Origin of the sequence: Mycobacterium sp. EPa45 (assembly GCF_001021385.1) — a bacterium.
Classification (GTDB): Bacteria; Actinomycetota; Actinomycetes; order Mycobacteriales; family Mycobacteriaceae; genus Mycobacterium.
Genome location: NZ_CP011773.1, coordinates 2,026,474 through 2,042,234, shown reverse-complemented (window position 1 = coordinate 2,042,234; position 15,761 = coordinate 2,026,474). Strand labels below are relative to the sequence as shown.

Below are 15,761 nucleotides of genomic sequence, written 5' to 3'. Positions count from 1 at the left end.
TGTAACGCGAGGGTGACGCTCGGCGTCGGATCGCGCCCTGGGGTTACGTTCGGCGCCTCAGCAGCCGTCGATGACCGCGTCACACCACTGCCGCGTCGTCGCGATCAACGTGGCATCGGGCTCGTCGACCTCGTCGACCCACGCCTCGGCCGCCGCCCTCGTACGCCCGCCGGCAATATGCCGAGCCACCAACCGTTCCCATCGCACGTCCGCCGGACAGTCCACATAAAAGAGGCGATCCAGCAGCCCGCGCACGCCTGACCACTCGCCGTCGGGCACGCCGAGGTAGTTGCCCTCGGTGATCACCAACCGACAGTCGGCAGCAATGACGTGTCCGGCTGCGACTGGTTCGTCGAGGCGACGGTCGAAGTCGGGTACGTAGACATCCCGCAGGCGGTAGTCGGACCGCACCCTGTGCAACACACTCACGTACCCGGCCGCGTCGAAGGTATCCGCGGCGCCTTTGCGATCGCACCGGCCCAGCCGCGCCAGCACGGTATTGGAGAGGTGGAAGCCGTCCATCGGCAGGTACGACGCTCCTTGGATCCGACTCACCACCGCCTGAGCGAGTGTCGACTTGCCCGCCCCGGGCGGCCCGGTGATGCCGACTAACACACGGCTCGGTGCGGCGTCGAGAACCGCCACGGTCTCCGAGACAACACGATCGATTGAACTTTCGCCGGCGTAACTGATGGTGGACCGCCTCCGATAGCTCAGGTAGGTCGGGGAGGGAACGACTGCAGACCAGGACTACTCATGGATCTATTTCGCAACATACGCAATCGGGGGATCATTCGAGCGGCCACCGCCGCAGCCGCTTCGCTCTTGGTGCTCGGCGCCGTCGCGGCCCAGCCACCAACGGCCGCGGCCGCCGAGGTCGAGTACCTCAGCGTCCCGTCGCCATCGATGGGACGCAACATCACCGTCGAATTCCAGAGTGGGGGCGCCAAGGCGGTCTACCTGCTGGACGGGTTGCGCGCTCAGGACGACCGCAGCGGCTGGGACATCAACACCAACGCATTCCCGTTGTTCAACGGCTCCGGAATCTCCGTAGTCATGCCGGTCGGCGGCATGTCGAGCTTCTACACGGACTGGTACCGGCCCGCGGTCGGCAACGGCACCACGCAGACCTACAAGTGGGAGACATTCCTGACGTCGGAGCTGCCGGCCTGGCTCTCGGCAAACAAGGGCGTCAGCCCAAGCGGGAACGCGGTGGTCGGCCTCTCGATGTCAGGCAGCGCCGCATTGATCATGGCCGCCTACCATCCCGGCCAGTTCGTCTACGCCGGATCGTTGTCGGGCTTCCTGAACCTGTCGGCCAACTCCTGGCCGTTGCTGGTCTCGGTGGCCATGGCTGACGCCGGCGGATTCAACGCGCTGGACATGTGGGGTCCGTACGGCGGAAGTGCCTGGCAACGCAACGATCCGATGCTGCACATCGGCCAGCTGGTGTCCAACAACACCCGCGTTTGGGTTTACAGCGGCAACGGCAACCCGACCGACCTCGACGCCGGCCTGGGCAACGCGCAGATTCCCGCGCAGTTCTTGGAGGGCTTGACCATTCGCACCAATCAGCAGTTCCAGGCTCGGTATCAGGCCGCGGGCGGACGCAACGGCGTGTTCAACTTCCCGCCCAACGGCACCCATAGTTGGGGGTACTGGGGTGGGCAGCTCCAGGAGATGAAGCCCGACATCCAGCGGGTGCTGGGTGCCGCGCCCACAGCCTGACCCGCACAGACGAAAGGCCCGGTCCCTTGTGCAGGGACCGGACCTCTCAGTGTCACGTTGTGAGGGGACTGCCCGGCGGCGTCCTCCGAACCTGTTCCCCGGGCCTTGGAACCTCAAACCCGAGCGGCAGAATTAACGACACCCAGCGCAGCCCGCCACGGACGACGGGCTACGGTTACTTCTGAGAACGGCCGTGCGCAGATGGAGGAACAGCAGATGGACCTGTCATGGTCAGCGAAGGACCTCGAATTCCGGGACGAGGTGCGGGCGTTCCTCGACGAGAAGCTCACCCCTGATCTGCAGGCGGCTGGCCGGCTGATGACCAGCGTCTACGCCGATCACGAGGCCAGCATGGCCTGGCAGGCGATCCTGCACGAGCGCGGCTGGGCCGCCCCCGCGTGGCCGGTCGAATACGGCGGCTGCGACTGGACGCTGACCCAGCACTACATCTTCAGCCGCGAGTCGACCCTGGCGGGCGCGCCGTCGCTGTCGCCGATGGGCATCCGGATGGTCGCGCACGCGATCATCGCCTACGGCACGCCGGAACAGAAGGACTTCTTCCTGCCGCGCATCCTGACCGGTGAGGTGTTCTTCTGCCAGGGTTACTCCGAACCCGAGGCCGGTTCGGACCTGGCCGCCCTCACGATGTCGGCTACCGACGACGGTGACGACCTCATCTGCACCGGCAGCAAGATCTGGACCACCCACGCGGGAGAGGCCAACTGGATCTTCGCCCTGGTTCGCACCTCACGATCGGCCAGGCGCCAGCAGGGCATCACGTTCGTGCTCATCGACATGGCCACGCCGGGCATCGAGATCCGTCCCCTGGTGATGACCTCCGGTGAGAAGGTGCAGAACCAGATCTTCTTCGACGCGGTGCGCGTGCCGAAGTCGAACGTGATCGGCGAGATCGACGACGGCTGGACGGTCGCCAAATATCTGCTGGAGTTCGAACGAGGCGGCGGCGCAACGGCACCCGCGCTGCAGGTGATGGCAGAGTCGATCGCCACCGAGGCCACCACTCAGCCCGGACCCACCGGCGGCGCGCTGATCGATTACCCCGCATTCGCGGCCAAACTCGCCGATATCCGCATCCGCACCGAAGTGCTCGAGATCCTCGAATACCGCGTCCTGACAACAGTTGCCGAAGGCCGCAACCCCGGCGCCGCGTCTTCGATGCTGAAGGTCCTGTCCACTGAACTCTCGCAGGCCATCACCGAACTCGCGATGGAGGCGGCCGGGCCGCGCGGCCGGGTATACCAGCCGCACGCGACCCGCCCGGGTGGACCGGTCGCAGACTTCGAACCACCCGCGGACGGCTACGTCAGCGGCAAACCGTGGCAGGCGGTCGCCCCACTCCGCTACTTCAACGATCGCGCCGGCTCAATCTACGCGGGCAGCAACGAAATTCAGCGCAATATTCTGGCCAAAGCGACTTTGGGGCTGTAATGGACTTCAACTTGAACAAAGAACAAGAGCTGCTGCGTGACGGCCTGAGCAAGTTCCTGGCCACCCGCTACGACCTCGAGAAGAGCCGCACCGCGGCCAAGATCGGACCGGGCTGGCAGCCTGAGATCTGGCGTGGCCTGGCCTACGAACTCGGCATCCTCGGCGCCGCGTTCCCAGAGTCTGTTGGCGGTATCGGCGGAGGCCCGGTCGAGATCATGGTGATCGCGGAGGAACTCGGCCGCGCCCTGGCGATCGAGCCCTTCGTCGATACCGTGGTGGTGGCGGGCGGTCTGCTGCAGCGAGCCGACCACCCGGCCGCCGCAGCGCTGCTGGAGCGCATCGCCGACGGTAGCGCCATCGTCGCCCTGGCCGGCACCGAGCCGGAAACCGGTGATCATGCGGTGTCGACCACAGCGGTCCGCGACGGTGAGCAGTGGGTCATCACCGGCGACAAGGTCGTCGTCACCGCAGCACCGCTGGCCACCCATCTGCTGATCACCGCGCGGACATCCGGTGAACCCACTGACGTGCAAGGCGTTTCGCTGTTCCTCACCGAGTTCGATCCCGCCGACCCGCCGCCGGGGCTGGCGGTTCACGGCTATCGCACCATCGACGACCGGCGCGGAGCCGACCTCACCTTTGCCGGTCTTCGGCTACCTGCCGACGCGCTGCTGGCCGGGGATGCGTCTTCGTCGCTGGCCCAGGCCCGCGACGAAGGTGCGGCCGCGGTATGCGCCGAGGCGGTCGGCGGTATGCGAAAGGTGTTGTCCGACACCGTGGAGTACTGCAAGCAACGTCAGCAGTTCGGTCAGCCGATCGGCACTTTCCAGGTCCTGCAGCATCGCATGGTCGATATGTACATGGAACTCGAGCAGTCCGTTGCCGCGGTGTATCTCGCAGTGCTGAACCTGGAAGCCGAGCCGCAGGTTCGGGCACGCGCGGTCTCGGCGGCCAAAGCGACCATTGGTCGAGCCGCTCGATTCATCGGCCAGAACGCCGTCCAACTCCACGGCGGTATGGGCATGACCGAGGAGCTGGCGATCGGCCACTACTTCAAGCGGCTCACCGCGCTGCAGTATGAGTTCGGGTCCACCGACGAACACCGCACGCGATACGCCAAACTGACCCGCCCCTAGGCGTTTTGGGCGGCCAGCCGGGCCCGTTCCCGCATCGACGCGATCACGCCACCGTCGTTGAGGATGTCGGTTCCGGTCAGGTAGGTGGCGCGGTCGCTCGCGCAGAAGGCGAACAGCTCGGCCATCTCCTCAGCCTTGCCCCACCGGGGCACGGCTGCGTTGGCGACCATCGCTCCGGCACCGGCGTCGGCTTCCAGCAGACCCATCTCGGTGTCCACGGATCCCGGTGACACCGAAACGATGCGCAGGCCGCGGCCGTTGAACCGTTCGGCCTGTGCGGAGCTGTACCACCGGACGAAGGTCTTGCTCACGCCGTAGGCCAGCCCGGAGCGCATCTCCTCCCCCGCGATGTCGCACGCCGCCAGCATCTCGGTCAAGAACCGCGGTTCATCGGTGAAGGCCAGGTCGAAATGCTGTGCCGGAACGATCTCGTCGGGCAACATGTGCGACGCCATCGACGCGACGTTGACGATCGCCGATCCTTCGCCGGCCGAGGCGAAGAACACCTCGTTGACGTTGAGCGTCCCGATCGCGTTGGTGGTCATGACGTAGTCGGCATCGCCCATACTCGGGCTGACACCCGCGGTGTGGATCACCGATGCGATCGTGCCGATGTCGGCCGCCGTCTCGAAGAGTCGTGTGACGGCATCCCGGTCGGTGACGTCGCAGTTGACCACTGTCGCACTGATGCCGAGGCCGGCCAGCACAGTGGTTGCGGCGTCCAGTCGGTCCTGCCTGACATCGCACAGCACCAACGAGTGGTCCCGGCCGATGATCTTCGCCGTCGCCAGCCCCATGCCGCCCGCACCACCGGTGATCACCGAAACCCGAGTCATGCCCGGACGATATATGCAGCGCCCGAGTCGGCAGTCGGGAGGGCTGAAAGTGCGTCAGAAACATGTCATCGGCTTTCACCTGCCGGCGGGGTATGCCTGTTGTGAAATAGGGAGGTGTCCGTGTTGAAGACGATTGTCGGAACGGCGGTACAGATCGCCGAGGGTGTGGGCAACATCGTGGGCATCCGGCTCGGCACCGAAGAGCCCGAGTTCACAGTCGAACGCACAATCGACGGTGTCGAGATCCGGCGATACGGGCCCCGCATCGCCGCCGAGACAGCCATCGACGCCGACGAGGAGGCCGCCCGAAATCAGGGATTCCGGCTACTGGCCCGCTACATCTTCGGTGCCAACTCCGGCAGCACCAAGATCGCCATGACGGCTCCGGTGGCTCAACAACCCAGCGAGAAGATTGCGATGACCGCGCCGGTCGCGACCCAACGCATGCCATCGGGCCAATGGGTCATTCGTTTCTTCATGCCCTCGAAGTACACCCTGGAGACCCTGCCCACACCGAAGGACGACCGGGTTCGTCTGGTGCCGGTTCCCGCGGAGACGGTTGCGGTGTTGCGATTCAACGGAAGCACCGACCCGGCGGCGGTCAATGCGCGCATCGGTCAGCTATTGAAAACCCTGTATCGCCACGAGATCGAGGCGACGGGTGATCCGCTGGCGTGGTTCTACGATCCACCGTGGACCCTGCCGTGCCGGCGCCGCAACGAAGTCGTCGTCGGCGTCGCCGTGGACTCGTGATCGACTGAGGAATCTATAGCGCACGCGCGGGGCGCCCAGGTGCCACAATTCCGGTCGTGCCCACCACCGCACCCACCTGGCTGGCCCCGGCCATCCGGCCGTATCACGCGAGTTGGCTGAAGGCCGACATTCCGGCAGGGTTGGGCACCGGCGCGGTAGTCATCCCGTTGGCGATGGCATACGCGACCGTCGCGAACATGCCCGTGCAGATGGGCTTGTACACCTGCATCGTCCCGGTGGTTGTGTACGCCTTCATCGGTGGCTCGCGAGTCGCCAGCATCAGCACCTCGTCCACCGTTTCGACGTTGACCGCGTCGACGATGCTCGCCGGCGGCGTCCTCATCGGCTCGGAGGATCAGCGTGGCGATCTGATCACCCTCACACTCCTGGTGGGGCTGTTCTTGTTGATCGCGAGGGTTTTTCGGCTGGGCATGCTGGTCGACAACATCAGCGACATGACGCTGGTGGGCATCAAGATCGCGGTCGGGCTCACCGTGATGGCGGCCCAGTTACCCAAGCTGCTCGGCGTCGCGCCGCATCCGCGCACCACCGGTTTCTTCAAAGTGGCATGGGCAGCGCTGTCGGACATCCCGAACGCGAGCCTTGTCACCGTGGCGGTGTCGGTGGTCTGCCTGGTCGTGCTGCTTGCGTTGATGAGATTCTTTCCGCGCATTCCGGGCCCGCTCATCGTCATTGCCGCGGGCATCGCGGTCAGCGCCGCGGTGGCGTTCCCGACACACGGGGTCAGTCTCATCCCGACGGTGCCTTCCGGATTCCCGCTTCCAGAGGTCCCGCGCCTGGACCGTCATATCGTGCCGTTGCTTCCCGGAGCATTCGCGATCGCTGTGATGGCGTTTTTGGAGACCATTGCGGTCGCCCGGACCTCTCGCCGCGCGGAGGAACCGACGATCGATCCCGACCGCGAGCTGCTGGCGTTGGGTGTCGCATCGTTCGCGGGTGCCTTCTTTCACTCACTGCCTCCGGCGGGAGGTTTCGCACAGACCTCGGTGAATCTGCGCAACGGAGCGCGCAGCCAGATCAGTGGACTCGTCATGGTCGTGCTCGCGGTGATGGTCGCATTTTTCGTCGCGCCGTTGCTGAGCCTGCTGCCCCAGGCGGTGCTCGGCGCGGTCGTGGTCGTCGCGGTGACCCGACTGGTCGACGTCGGCGCGTTGCGCCGGCTCTACCACCTCAACCCGCGGGAGTGTTTCGGTGCCGTCGGTGTGGCGCTGGTCGGTCTGGCGTTCGGACTCATCGCCGCGGTGGCCGTCGCGGTTGCGGTCACCTTACTGTTGGTGCTGCACCTTGTGAATTCGCCGCACGTCGTTCAGGTCGTGCGCGAGGACGACCACGCGTGGATCGAACAACCCGAGAACGCCGCACTGATACCGGCCGACCCGCTCGTGCTCAGGTGCCTTGTCCCCCTCTATGCGGCCAATGTGCGTCCGAATATCGCCGCGATCTGCAACGCGGCTCTCGAGGCGGACACCCAGCCGGCGACCGTTGTGCTCGACCTGGTCCGACAGACCGTCTTGGAGTCGACCGTGCTCAACCTCTTGATCGACCTCGATCTCGAACTGTCCGGCGCCGGGATCCGGTTGATGATCGCCGCACTGCCTGACAAGACACTGCGGATGGTGCAACGCACCGAATGGTGGCACGAGTTCGACGCGGAAGGCCGCTACCAGCCGACCATCACCGCAGCGGTCGCCGCGGTGGAACGGGCTTAGCCTGCCTGCGCACCCGGATCGGCCGCGGGCGGATCGGCCGCGGGCGGCACGGCCGACGTCCCGACCGGCCCCGTCGGGGTCGACGACATGCCGGGCGGGGGCGCGGCATTGGCGTCGAGCGGACGCTGGGTCAGCAGTAAGAGCGCGTCACCGCCGGACACCTGCTGGGTGCGCATGGCATGTAACAGGTCGCGCCAGTAGCCCAGCCGGCCCTGCGGCGGCACGTCCGTCGAGGTGGTGCCGGGGGGCAGGTTGTCCGGGCTGGAGAGATGCTGAACCGGTACCGGAGCCTGCTGGGCGCCGGCGTCGCCGGTTACCACCGCCGGGGCCGGCGGATCAGCGGGATCAGACGGGTCGGCGGCGGCCACCGGAACTGCGAGGACGGCGGCCCAAACGCCCAACGCGCCGAGACCGAGTGAGGTGCGACGCACCCAGACAGCTGCATTCGTCGTGATCGTCACCGTCGTGTCATCCTCGGCTCGCAGGGCGGCGTCCCCGTGGCGTGAACGCCCTGTACCAGTGATTTCGACGCCGACGGCGTTTCGTTACATCTGTCACTGGTGTCACCTCAGTCCCAGAACCCTCGCGTGGCACGTCGCGACTGGCACGTCCGCTTGAAAAGACACCGGGTGTCGTAGTACAAAAATCGTTGCCCGCAGAACCTGGGACGGCGATGGGTTCTGCCTACACGGCACTCTTCGGCGTCCGGCCTGCTGCGGCATCTGTGCAGGGAGACAACCAAGGGTTGTTGGGGCGAGGGGTGTCAATGGTTGCGGACGAGGATCCGGCACCGAACGGTGATGACGGCTACGACGTGGCCGACGCGCGTCCGCAACTGGCGGGGCAATTCCGGTTCTACTTCGACGACGAACGCTGGGAGTGGTCGGACGAGGTGCAGCTCATGCACGGTTACGAGCCCGGCACGGTGTCGCCGACCACGGAGCTGGTGCTGTCGCACAAGCATCCCGATGACTATCAGCAGGTGGCGACCACCCTGGACAATGTGCGCCGCCACCACCAGGCCTTCAGCACCCGACACCGGATCGTGGACACCACCGGCCGGATCCACCACGTGATCGTGGTGGCCGACAAGCTGCAGGACGAAAGCGGCGAGGTGATCGGCACCAAGGGCTTCTACGTCGACGTCACGCCCATTGAAGACCGCAACCAGAAGCAGTTCACCGAGGCGATCGCCGAGATCGCCGAGAACCGGGCGACCATCGAACAGGCCAAGGGCATGCTGATGGTTGTGTACGGCATTGATTCGCAGGCCGCATTCGACCTGCTGCGCTGGCGTTCCCAGGAGGCCAACATCAAACTCCGGCTCCTCGCCGATCAGGTGGTCGCCGATTTCGTCGCCCTGTCTCAGTTCGAGGCGTCGCCGCCGCGATCGGCCTACGACAACTTGCTGCTCACCGCCGACCGGCGGATCGGGAATCCGCAGCAGGCGCAGCCCTGAGGTGCGGGTCCTCCGCGGTCTGTTGACCATCACGGCGATCTTGTCGGCCCCGATGGGAGCGGCGGCACCGGTCCACGCCCTCCCGGGCGGTGATGTCCCGCCGGTCACTCCGCAAGCCGCCGCGGCCGGATTCGTGGACGTGCGCGCAGTGGTGCCCGACGCTCTGATCGACTTGCGCTACGCGACGCCGCACAACTTTGTCGGTGCGCCGCTGTATCCGGCGGACGCGCGCTGCCTGGTGCACGATTCGATGGCGCCAGGGCTGGCGAAGGCCGCCGAGACTCTGCGGGCACAGGGCGATGTCCTGGTGTTCTGGGACTGCTACCGCCCGCACGATGTCCAGGTGCGGATGTTCGAGGCGGTACCCAACCCGGCATGGGTGGCCAAACCCGGCCCGTACGCGCGCAGCCACGAGGCGGGTCGTTCAGTCGACGTGACGATTGCCGAGCGCGGGCAACTGGTCGACATGGGCACTGATTTCGACGACTTCTCCGCCCATGCGCAGGCATTTGCCACCGACGGGGTCAGCGCCACGGCTCAGGCCAACCGCGCCCGGCTGCGCACAGCAATGGCCGCTGGTGGACTGGCCGTCTACTCCGGTGAGTGGTGGCATTTCGACGGCCCCGGCGCCGGGGTCCAGCGCCCCATTCTCGACGTGCCGGTCAACTAGCTTGCCGTGCCTGCCGCGCCCGCATGAGGACGGCGAGCCCCGCCACCAACAGCGGGGCTGCGATGATCGCCAGTATCGTGCCGATGCCACCGCCGGTACTGAAACCATTGCGCTGCAACACTTCCAGTGACGTCCCGGCGACCGCCACCCCGACTCCGGCGATCGTGACGAGAAAGGTCAGCGTGACTCCGGCGGCCTCGCCGGCGCGTTGCGGTGCCACAACGGTCTGCGTTGCGACCGTCGTGAAGGCGTACACCAATCCCATCGTGAACCCGCATGCGGTCAGCGCGGCGACGTACAGCACCGGGTTGGCCGCAGCAGCCAGCGCCGCCAACGCCACTGCCGCGGCTGTGCATCCGACGCCCATCACCGTGGCGGGGGCATGACGCGTCGCGAGACGACCCGAGATGACGCCGCCCAGTGCCGCGCCGGCCGACGGGCCGAGGAACATCAGCCCGGCCGCAAGCGGGCTCAGTCCACGGACCTGTTGGAGATTGAGCGTCGATAGGAACACCGTCACCGCGTAGGCGATGTTGGCCACGGTGCCCGCGGCGACCAAGACCACGAACCTCGCGTTGCTCAGCAGCGAGAGATCCAACAGCGGCCAGCGAGTCCGGCGTTCGGCGAAGACAAAAACGCCAAGCAGCGCCAGCGACGCGACGGCGGCGCCGATCGTGGCCACCGACGTCCATCCCCAGGAGGGCGCGCGATCGACGGTCAGCGTGAAGAGCCCGACCCCGGTGGTGATCAACGCGAGACCCACCAGATCCAACCGACGCGGAACCGTGTGGTCGAATGTCTCCGGGATCGCCAGCGCACCAAGGATCAGTGACACCAGAGCGAACGGGACCAGCAACCAGAACACCGCTCGCCACCCCAGGGTGTCGGTCAGAATGCCACCGACAACCGGGCCGGCCGCATTTCCAAGACCGGCGATCCCGTACGCCAGACCGATTGCGCGGCTTGATTGCTCAGCCGGATAAGCATTCGTCAACACGCTGACCGAGACCGGAAAGATCAAGGCGGCGCCGATACCCTGTGCGGCGCGGGCGGCGATCAGCACCACGGCGCTGGGGGCCAGTGCGCAGCAGACTGATGCGACTCCGAACACGGCGATACCGGTCAAGAGCGCGCGGCGCCGGCCGAAGATGTCGCCAATCCGCCCAGCCGGCACCATGAATGCGCCGAGCGTGAGCATGTAGACGCTGATGACCCATTGCAGATCGGTCGTGGTGGTGTCCAGATCGGCGGCGATCCTCGGCAGCGCCAGATTGACGGCGAAGTAGTCGATCTGGACGCAGAACAGGGCGATCGACACCGCGGCCAGTATCCAGCGGGAGCCCCATCGTTTCACCGCATCACGATACGGCCGATCAGCTGTACCGTTACGGCAGTCGTCCCAATGACCTCGAGACAGGAGTCGCCGTGCACTCGGAGTTGAGCAGACGGGGCTTTATCGAACTGGCTGCCACGACCGGGCTCGCAGTCGTCTCGGCGGCCACCGCTTCGGCGGCCCCGGGCGGGGTCACCGTCACTCACGCGTTCGGTAGTACGCACATCGCGGCACCGCCGCGACGCGTCGTCAGCGCCGGCTTCACCGAGCAGGACGATCTGCTCGCGCTCGGCGTCGTCCCGGTGGCGACAACCGAGTGGTTCGGCAATCAACCGTATGCGGTCTGGCCGTGGGCGCAGCCCCGCCTCGGTGGGGCCCAGCCGACGGTGCTGAGCCTGGCCAACGGCATCCAGATCGACCGAATCGCCGCGCTGAAACCCGATCTCATCGTGGCCGCCAACGCGGGTGTCGATGCCACCTCCTACCAACGGCTCTCGGCGATCGCCCCGACCATCCCCCAGTCGGGCGCGGTGCCGTTCTTCGAATCCTGGAAGCAACAGTCGACCGCGATCGCCCAGGCGGTATTTCGGCCCGAAGCGATGAAGTCTCAAATCGAGGCGATCGACGCCGCTTTCACCAATGTCGCCAGGACGTTTCCACAGTTTCAGGGCAAGTCGATCGCCTCGCTGCAGGGCTCGACGCGGTGGCAAGACAGCGCCATCGCGACCCGAGCCGGCTGGAAGACCGAATGGCTCACTCAGATGGGCTTCGTCATCCCCGCCACGCTCGACGCGTTCGGTCACGCCGACGATGATCGCGCCTATATCCCACTCGACCAGATCGACGCCGCGCTGGGTGGCGTCGACGTGCTGCTGTGGCGTACCGAGGGTGACGCGGATATCGCTGCGCTACAAGCAATTCCCGCCGTAGCAGCGTTCGGCAACCGCAATGTCTTCACCACCAGGGAGCAGTCCGGCGCCATCGCGTTCACCTCGCCGCTGTCCTTTCCGCTGGTGGCCGATCAGCTACCACCGCTACTGGCCAGAGCCGTGAGCTGACTGCGGCCCGAACGCCGGTACCGCATCGAGCACGTCGGACAGAACGCGGCCCGCCAGGAACACAGTCCGGTCGGGCCTCACCACCGCGGCGCCAGCTCTCCCGCCCCGCAGCCACATCGCCAACTCCGACCCGGGACGTGCCGAAATCACCACCGCACCTCGGTGATCCATGTCATCGCGTTGAGAGGGCTTGAGCGACTCGGTGGTGACCACGGCGAATCGGTGGCCAACGATCTCGTCGAATCGCTTGCCGTCGGGCATAAGCGGATTCGGACACAGCCTTCCGGCCAGCTGTCGCAGCCCCCGCGAACGAACCACGAGCGCACTGCTGCGCAGTGCCGGGGTTGCGCTGCCCACGATCTTGCCGCGCGCACCGGGTATCAGATGCAACCGAGGCACCACGATCCGGCGCAGCGCGTCTCCGGCGCGCCCGCCAGCCGTCATCGCCGCGCCGACAGCAAGCGCGAGTCGGATCAGCTTGCGAGCGTGCGGTTTTCGCTCGACCTCGTAACTATCGAGCATTGTGTCGGGCCACCAGCCGTTGACCACACCGGCCAGTTTCCACGCCAGGTTCGTCGCGTCGCGAAGCCCGGCACCCATACCCTGGCCGATGAACGGCGGGGTCAGGTGCGCGGCATCGCCGAGGATGAACATGTTCGACCGGCGCCACCGCGTGGCGACCTGAGCACGGAAGGTGTATTCGGCGACCCGCACCAGATGGAGGTCATCGACGGCCACACGTTCAACCCAGGGCCGAATCAGTGGATACAGCGCCGAGAGTGTGCAGTAGGTGTCGGCGGTTTCGCCGTCACGCAGGCGGAACTCCCAGCGATAACGGTCCGACCCGATCCGCATATATGTGGCGGCGCGATACGGGTCGCACACCTGGTGTACGCCGTCCCACTGGCGCAGGTCGGCGTCTGTCGACACGTCGGCGACCAGCCAGCGCTGTTCGAACTTCAGATCCTCCATGCGGGCCCCGATAGCCCTGCGCACCAGACTGTTCGCACCGTCGCAGCCGAGGACGTATCGCGCATCCACGGTGTGCTGCTCGCCGCTGAGCCGGTCGGTGAAGGCAACACGGACGCGATCGGTGCTGACCTGAACGGCTTCGACCACCTCGGCATTGCCCCGCAAGACGGCTTCCGGATACTTCTTGAGGTTGTTTCGCAGCAGCCGTTCGAGCTCTGGCTGGTCGAACATATTGGCCTGCGGGTAGCCATTGGCGCTGGAACGGCCTTCGCGGCGGAACTCGGCCAGCACGCGCATCGCCGGATCACGAAGCTGCAATCCCCGGGTCGGCCGCGAGATCGCCGCAAACTCCTCGGCGATTCCCAATCCCGCCAGCAGACGGAACACTTCGTCGTCGAGGTGGACGGCCCGCGGTTGGGGATAGACATCGGCCCACCGATCGAGCAGCAGGCAATGGATGCCGTACTGCGCGAGCTTGGTCGCAGCCGCGATGCCTGTCGGCCCAGCACCGACGATCACCACGGGCACGAAGGTGGGCAGAGCGCTCATGCGAATTTGACTCCGTTGCGCTGGGTTCCGAGGTCGATCTTGCCATCGTCGGTTCCGACAGTCGCCTCGACGACATCACCGTCGCGCAGATACTTGGGATTCTTGGCCTGCCCCTTGAAGAACAGCTTCCACTTCAGATCGTCGGGCAGCAGCCCGACGATCTTCTGAACCGCCTTCGGAGGTGCGGACAGTGCCGTGCCGACCGGGGTTCCGGTCAATATCAGGTCACCGGCGGCGAGGTCTTGAAAGCGGGTCAGCGCGGCGAGCGCCTCCGCCGGCCGATAGATCATGTCGGTCTTGACCGTGCTGTCCTGCCGCTGTTGGCCGTTGACTTTGAGTTGCAGGCGCAATTCGTCGAAGCGCGTCAACTCGTCGGCGTCGAGAAGCACCAGCGCCGGGCCGACCGGAGTGAAGCCGGGGTACGACTTCGCCTCGTAGAACTGCGTTTTGGTCAGCTGCACATCCCGCGCGGACACGTCGTTGGTGACCACGGCCCCGCAGACGTAGTCGGCGAGGTTGTCCGCGGTGATGGTGGTGCCGACCGGGAGGTCTCGTCCGATCACCAGGCCGATCTCCACTTCGTAGTCCAGCAACCGGACGTGAGCAGGTTTGACGATGTCGCCGTACGGTCCGGTGATCGATGCCGAGGACTTCCGGAAGAACGTCAGCGGCACGGTTTTCGGGTTGCCACCGGTGTCAATGACATGGGACGCGAAGTTCGTCATCTGCGCGATCACCCGACATGGCGCGGTGATCGGAGACAGCAGCTCGAGCGTCGACGTCGGCACCGTGTCGGTGCTGGTGCCCGCGGCTTCGAGGGCCGCCCGGTCGGCCAGCAGTTGAGCGGTTGTCGATGCCGCGGTGTCGACTCGGGCAACGGAGTCGGCCGAGCCGGCCCACCATCCGTCGACGGTGCGATAGACCGAAATGCTCATGAGCGTGTCACTTTCAGTAGTCCCCGCAGGCGGGTGAGGTCGAATTCGGTGTCGTGACGGATGGCGCTCACCATTGAGCGCATCTCGCGTAGTGATTCCCTGCTGGGCGAGATCCCGAGGAAATCCTTCGTGACGGGCGGACCCCATTGGGCAAGGCCGGAAGCCGTCATTGGCGCCCAACCCGGCTCGAGGGTGTTGTCGAACATGTCGCCGTCAGCGAAATGCTCGACCAGGAAGCCGTCCGGATCGCGCCAGTAGTCGAAGATCTGACTCCCCTGGATATGACGCCCGATGCCCCACGAGCGGTGGAAGCCGCTCTCGCGCAGATACTCTCCGCCGGCCGCCAGGGCGTCGAGGTCACATACCTGATAGGCGGAGTGGACGTAACGATCCGAAGGTCCCAGCACCATGGCCAGCGTGTGGTGGTCGGCGGGCGTCGAGCCGCGGTCACAGCGGATGAAACTCATGGTCGGTCCGCGCTCGCGCTGGCCCGGGTAGTACAAGAAGTCGCTGACGATCAATCCGAGGTGGTCGAGGTACCAGTCGAGCGCGCGCCGGTAGCGGGTCCGCTGCAGCACGACATGCCCCAGTCGCTGGACGCGTGCCGGTTCACGCGGCGGTCGTTGAGTCGAGTTCGTGCGCAGCAGTTCTCGTCCGAAGTTGAATCGATGTGGGAGCTGAGCGGGAAGGTCGGGCAGCTCGCGCATTCCGGCGACGACGCGCACCGGCATCCCGCCCGGGTCGACGAGTTCGACCACCAGACCACCGAGGGTCTCCGGCAGCGTGCCGGTCGGCTTGCCGGCCGCGGCCGCAAGCCGTTTGACGTCCACGACGTCCTGCGCGGCGAACACCGGCCCGACGAATCGCGACCGCGGCCCCCGCCGGATGATCACGCACACCGAACCCGCGTCGGTGCCGCGCAGCGCAAGCTCGTGATCGGTGCGCAGCACCGTCGTGAAACCGAATGCCCGGGCGAACGTTTCGGCACGCTCCAGATCCGGCTTCTCGAACTCCAGCCAGGCCAGGTCGCGCACCTTGATGACGGGGTTGTCCGATCGCCCAGGATGCTCGCCCCGCAGTGCACCCTGCTCGCTGTGCAGGCCGTTGTGGGCGTCGAGGTGCTCGGTCACTTCGCCTCCTCTCCTCAACTGAC

15 protein-coding genes are annotated in these 15,761 nt (G+C 66.2%); 8 read left to right on the top strand and 7 right to left on the bottom strand.

All coding sequences use genetic code 11. From position 1 onward, the window contains the following. Nucleotides 1-57 precede the first annotated feature (57 nt). On the bottom strand, nucleotides 58-669 hold the full coding sequence (locus AB431_RS09710; RefSeq protein ID WP_082135614.1) for a nucleoside/nucleotide kinase family protein: 612 nt from the start codon (nucleotides 667-669) through the stop codon (nucleotides 58-60). An 87-nt stretch (nucleotides 670-756) separates the two neighbouring features. On the opposite strand from AB431_RS09710, the gene AB431_RS09705 reads away from it, so the two are divergent. The 3 genes from AB431_RS09705 to AB431_RS09695 all read left to right on the top strand — a co-directional run bounded on the left by AB431_RS09705 (nucleotide 757) and on the right by AB431_RS09695 (nucleotide 4,313). Continuing rightward, nucleotides 757-1,728, top strand: coding sequence for an esterase family protein (locus AB431_RS09705; RefSeq protein ID WP_047329735.1), 972 nt, complete (start codon nucleotides 757-759; stop codon nucleotides 1,726-1,728). 216 nt (nucleotides 1,729-1,944) lie between these two features. After that, nucleotides 1,945-3,177: an acyl-CoA dehydrogenase family protein gene (locus AB431_RS09700; protein WP_047333267.1), complete on the top strand. Its 1,233-nt coding sequence runs from the start codon at nucleotides 1,945-1,947 to the stop codon at nucleotides 3,175-3,177. Continuing rightward, nucleotides 3,177-4,313, top strand: a complete 1,137-nt coding sequence (locus tag AB431_RS09695; RefSeq protein WP_047329734.1) for an acyl-CoA dehydrogenase family protein — start codon at nucleotides 3,177-3,179, stop codon at nucleotides 4,311-4,313. The genes AB431_RS09700 and AB431_RS09695 overlap by 1 nt, the downstream gene beginning before the upstream one ends. Here the strand turns inward: AB431_RS09695 and AB431_RS09690 are convergent. Continuing rightward, nucleotides 4,310-5,149, bottom strand: coding sequence for an SDR family oxidoreductase (locus tag AB431_RS09690; protein ID WP_047329733.1), 840 nt, complete (start codon nucleotides 5,147-5,149; stop codon nucleotides 4,310-4,312). The genes AB431_RS09695 and AB431_RS09690 overlap by 4 nt on opposite strands. A 120-nt stretch (nucleotides 5,150-5,269) precedes the next feature. Here AB431_RS09690 and AB431_RS09685 point away from each other — a divergent pair, with 120 nt between their 5' ends. Together AB431_RS09685 and AB431_RS09680 are read left to right on the top strand one after the other, a co-directional pair. Beyond that, a complete protein-coding gene (locus AB431_RS09685; protein WP_047333266.1) occupies nucleotides 5,270-5,902 on the top strand; it encodes a heme-binding protein in 633 nt (210 codons plus the stop codon). Nucleotides 5,903-5,958: 56 nt separating this feature from the next. Beyond that, nucleotides 5,959-7,632, top strand: a complete 1,674-nt coding sequence (locus AB431_RS09680; RefSeq protein WP_047329732.1) for a SulP family inorganic anion transporter — start codon at nucleotides 5,959-5,961, stop codon at nucleotides 7,630-7,632. Here the strand turns inward: AB431_RS09680 and AB431_RS09675 are convergent. Continuing rightward, nucleotides 7,629-8,093 (bottom strand): hypothetical protein, encoded by a 465-nt coding sequence (locus tag AB431_RS09675; protein WP_052960244.1) that lies wholly within the window; start codon nucleotides 8,091-8,093, stop codon nucleotides 7,629-7,631. The two genes, AB431_RS09680 and AB431_RS09675, sit on opposite strands and share 4 nt — an antisense overlap. Before the next feature lie 305 nt (nucleotides 8,094-8,398). On the opposite strand from AB431_RS09675, the gene AB431_RS09670 reads away from it, so the two are divergent. Next, a complete protein-coding gene (locus tag AB431_RS09670; RefSeq protein ID WP_047329731.1) occupies nucleotides 8,399-9,091 on the top strand; it encodes a PAS and ANTAR domain-containing protein in 693 nt (230 codons plus the stop codon). A 52-nt stretch (nucleotides 9,092-9,143) separates the two neighbouring features. Continuing rightward, nucleotides 9,144-9,761 (top strand): M15 family metallopeptidase, encoded by a 618-nt coding sequence (locus tag AB431_RS09665; protein WP_144418453.1) that lies wholly within the window; start codon nucleotides 9,144-9,146, stop codon nucleotides 9,759-9,761. On the opposite strand, the gene AB431_RS09660 is transcribed toward AB431_RS09665, so the two are convergent. After that, on the bottom strand, nucleotides 9,754-11,115 hold the full coding sequence (locus tag AB431_RS09660; protein ID WP_235435869.1) for an MFS transporter: 1,362 nt from the start codon (nucleotides 11,113-11,115) through the stop codon (nucleotides 9,754-9,756). The genes AB431_RS09665 and AB431_RS09660 overlap by 8 nt on opposite strands. A gap of 71 nt (nucleotides 11,116-11,186) precedes the next feature. On the opposite strand from AB431_RS09660, the gene AB431_RS09655 reads away from it, so the two are divergent. Beyond that, nucleotides 11,187-12,152: an ABC transporter substrate-binding protein gene (locus tag AB431_RS09655; RefSeq protein WP_200902711.1), complete on the top strand. Its 966-nt coding sequence runs from the start codon at nucleotides 11,187-11,189 to the stop codon at nucleotides 12,150-12,152. On the opposite strand, the gene AB431_RS09650 is transcribed toward AB431_RS09655, so the two are convergent. The 3 genes from AB431_RS09650 to AB431_RS09640 are packed head-to-tail and all read right to left on the bottom strand — an operon-like array spanning nucleotide 12,129 to nucleotide 15,738. Then, on the bottom strand, nucleotides 12,129-13,673 hold the full coding sequence (locus AB431_RS09650; protein ID WP_047329730.1) for a bifunctional 3-(3-hydroxy-phenyl)propionate/3-hydroxycinnamic acid hydroxylase: 1,545 nt from the start codon (nucleotides 13,671-13,673) through the stop codon (nucleotides 12,129-12,131). The genes AB431_RS09655 and AB431_RS09650 overlap by 24 nt on opposite strands. Beyond that, nucleotides 13,670-14,608 (bottom strand): fumarylacetoacetate hydrolase family protein, encoded by a 939-nt coding sequence (locus tag AB431_RS09645; RefSeq protein WP_047329729.1) that lies wholly within the window; start codon nucleotides 14,606-14,608, stop codon nucleotides 13,670-13,672. The genes AB431_RS09650 and AB431_RS09645 overlap by 4 nt, the downstream gene beginning before the upstream one ends. Next, a complete protein-coding gene (locus AB431_RS09640) occupies nucleotides 14,605-15,738 on the bottom strand; it encodes a VOC family protein (protein ID WP_047329728.1) in 1,134 nt (377 codons plus the stop codon). Before AB431_RS09640 ends, AB431_RS09645 begins: the two co-directional genes overlap by 4 nt. Nucleotides 15,739-15,761 lie beyond the last annotated feature (23 nt).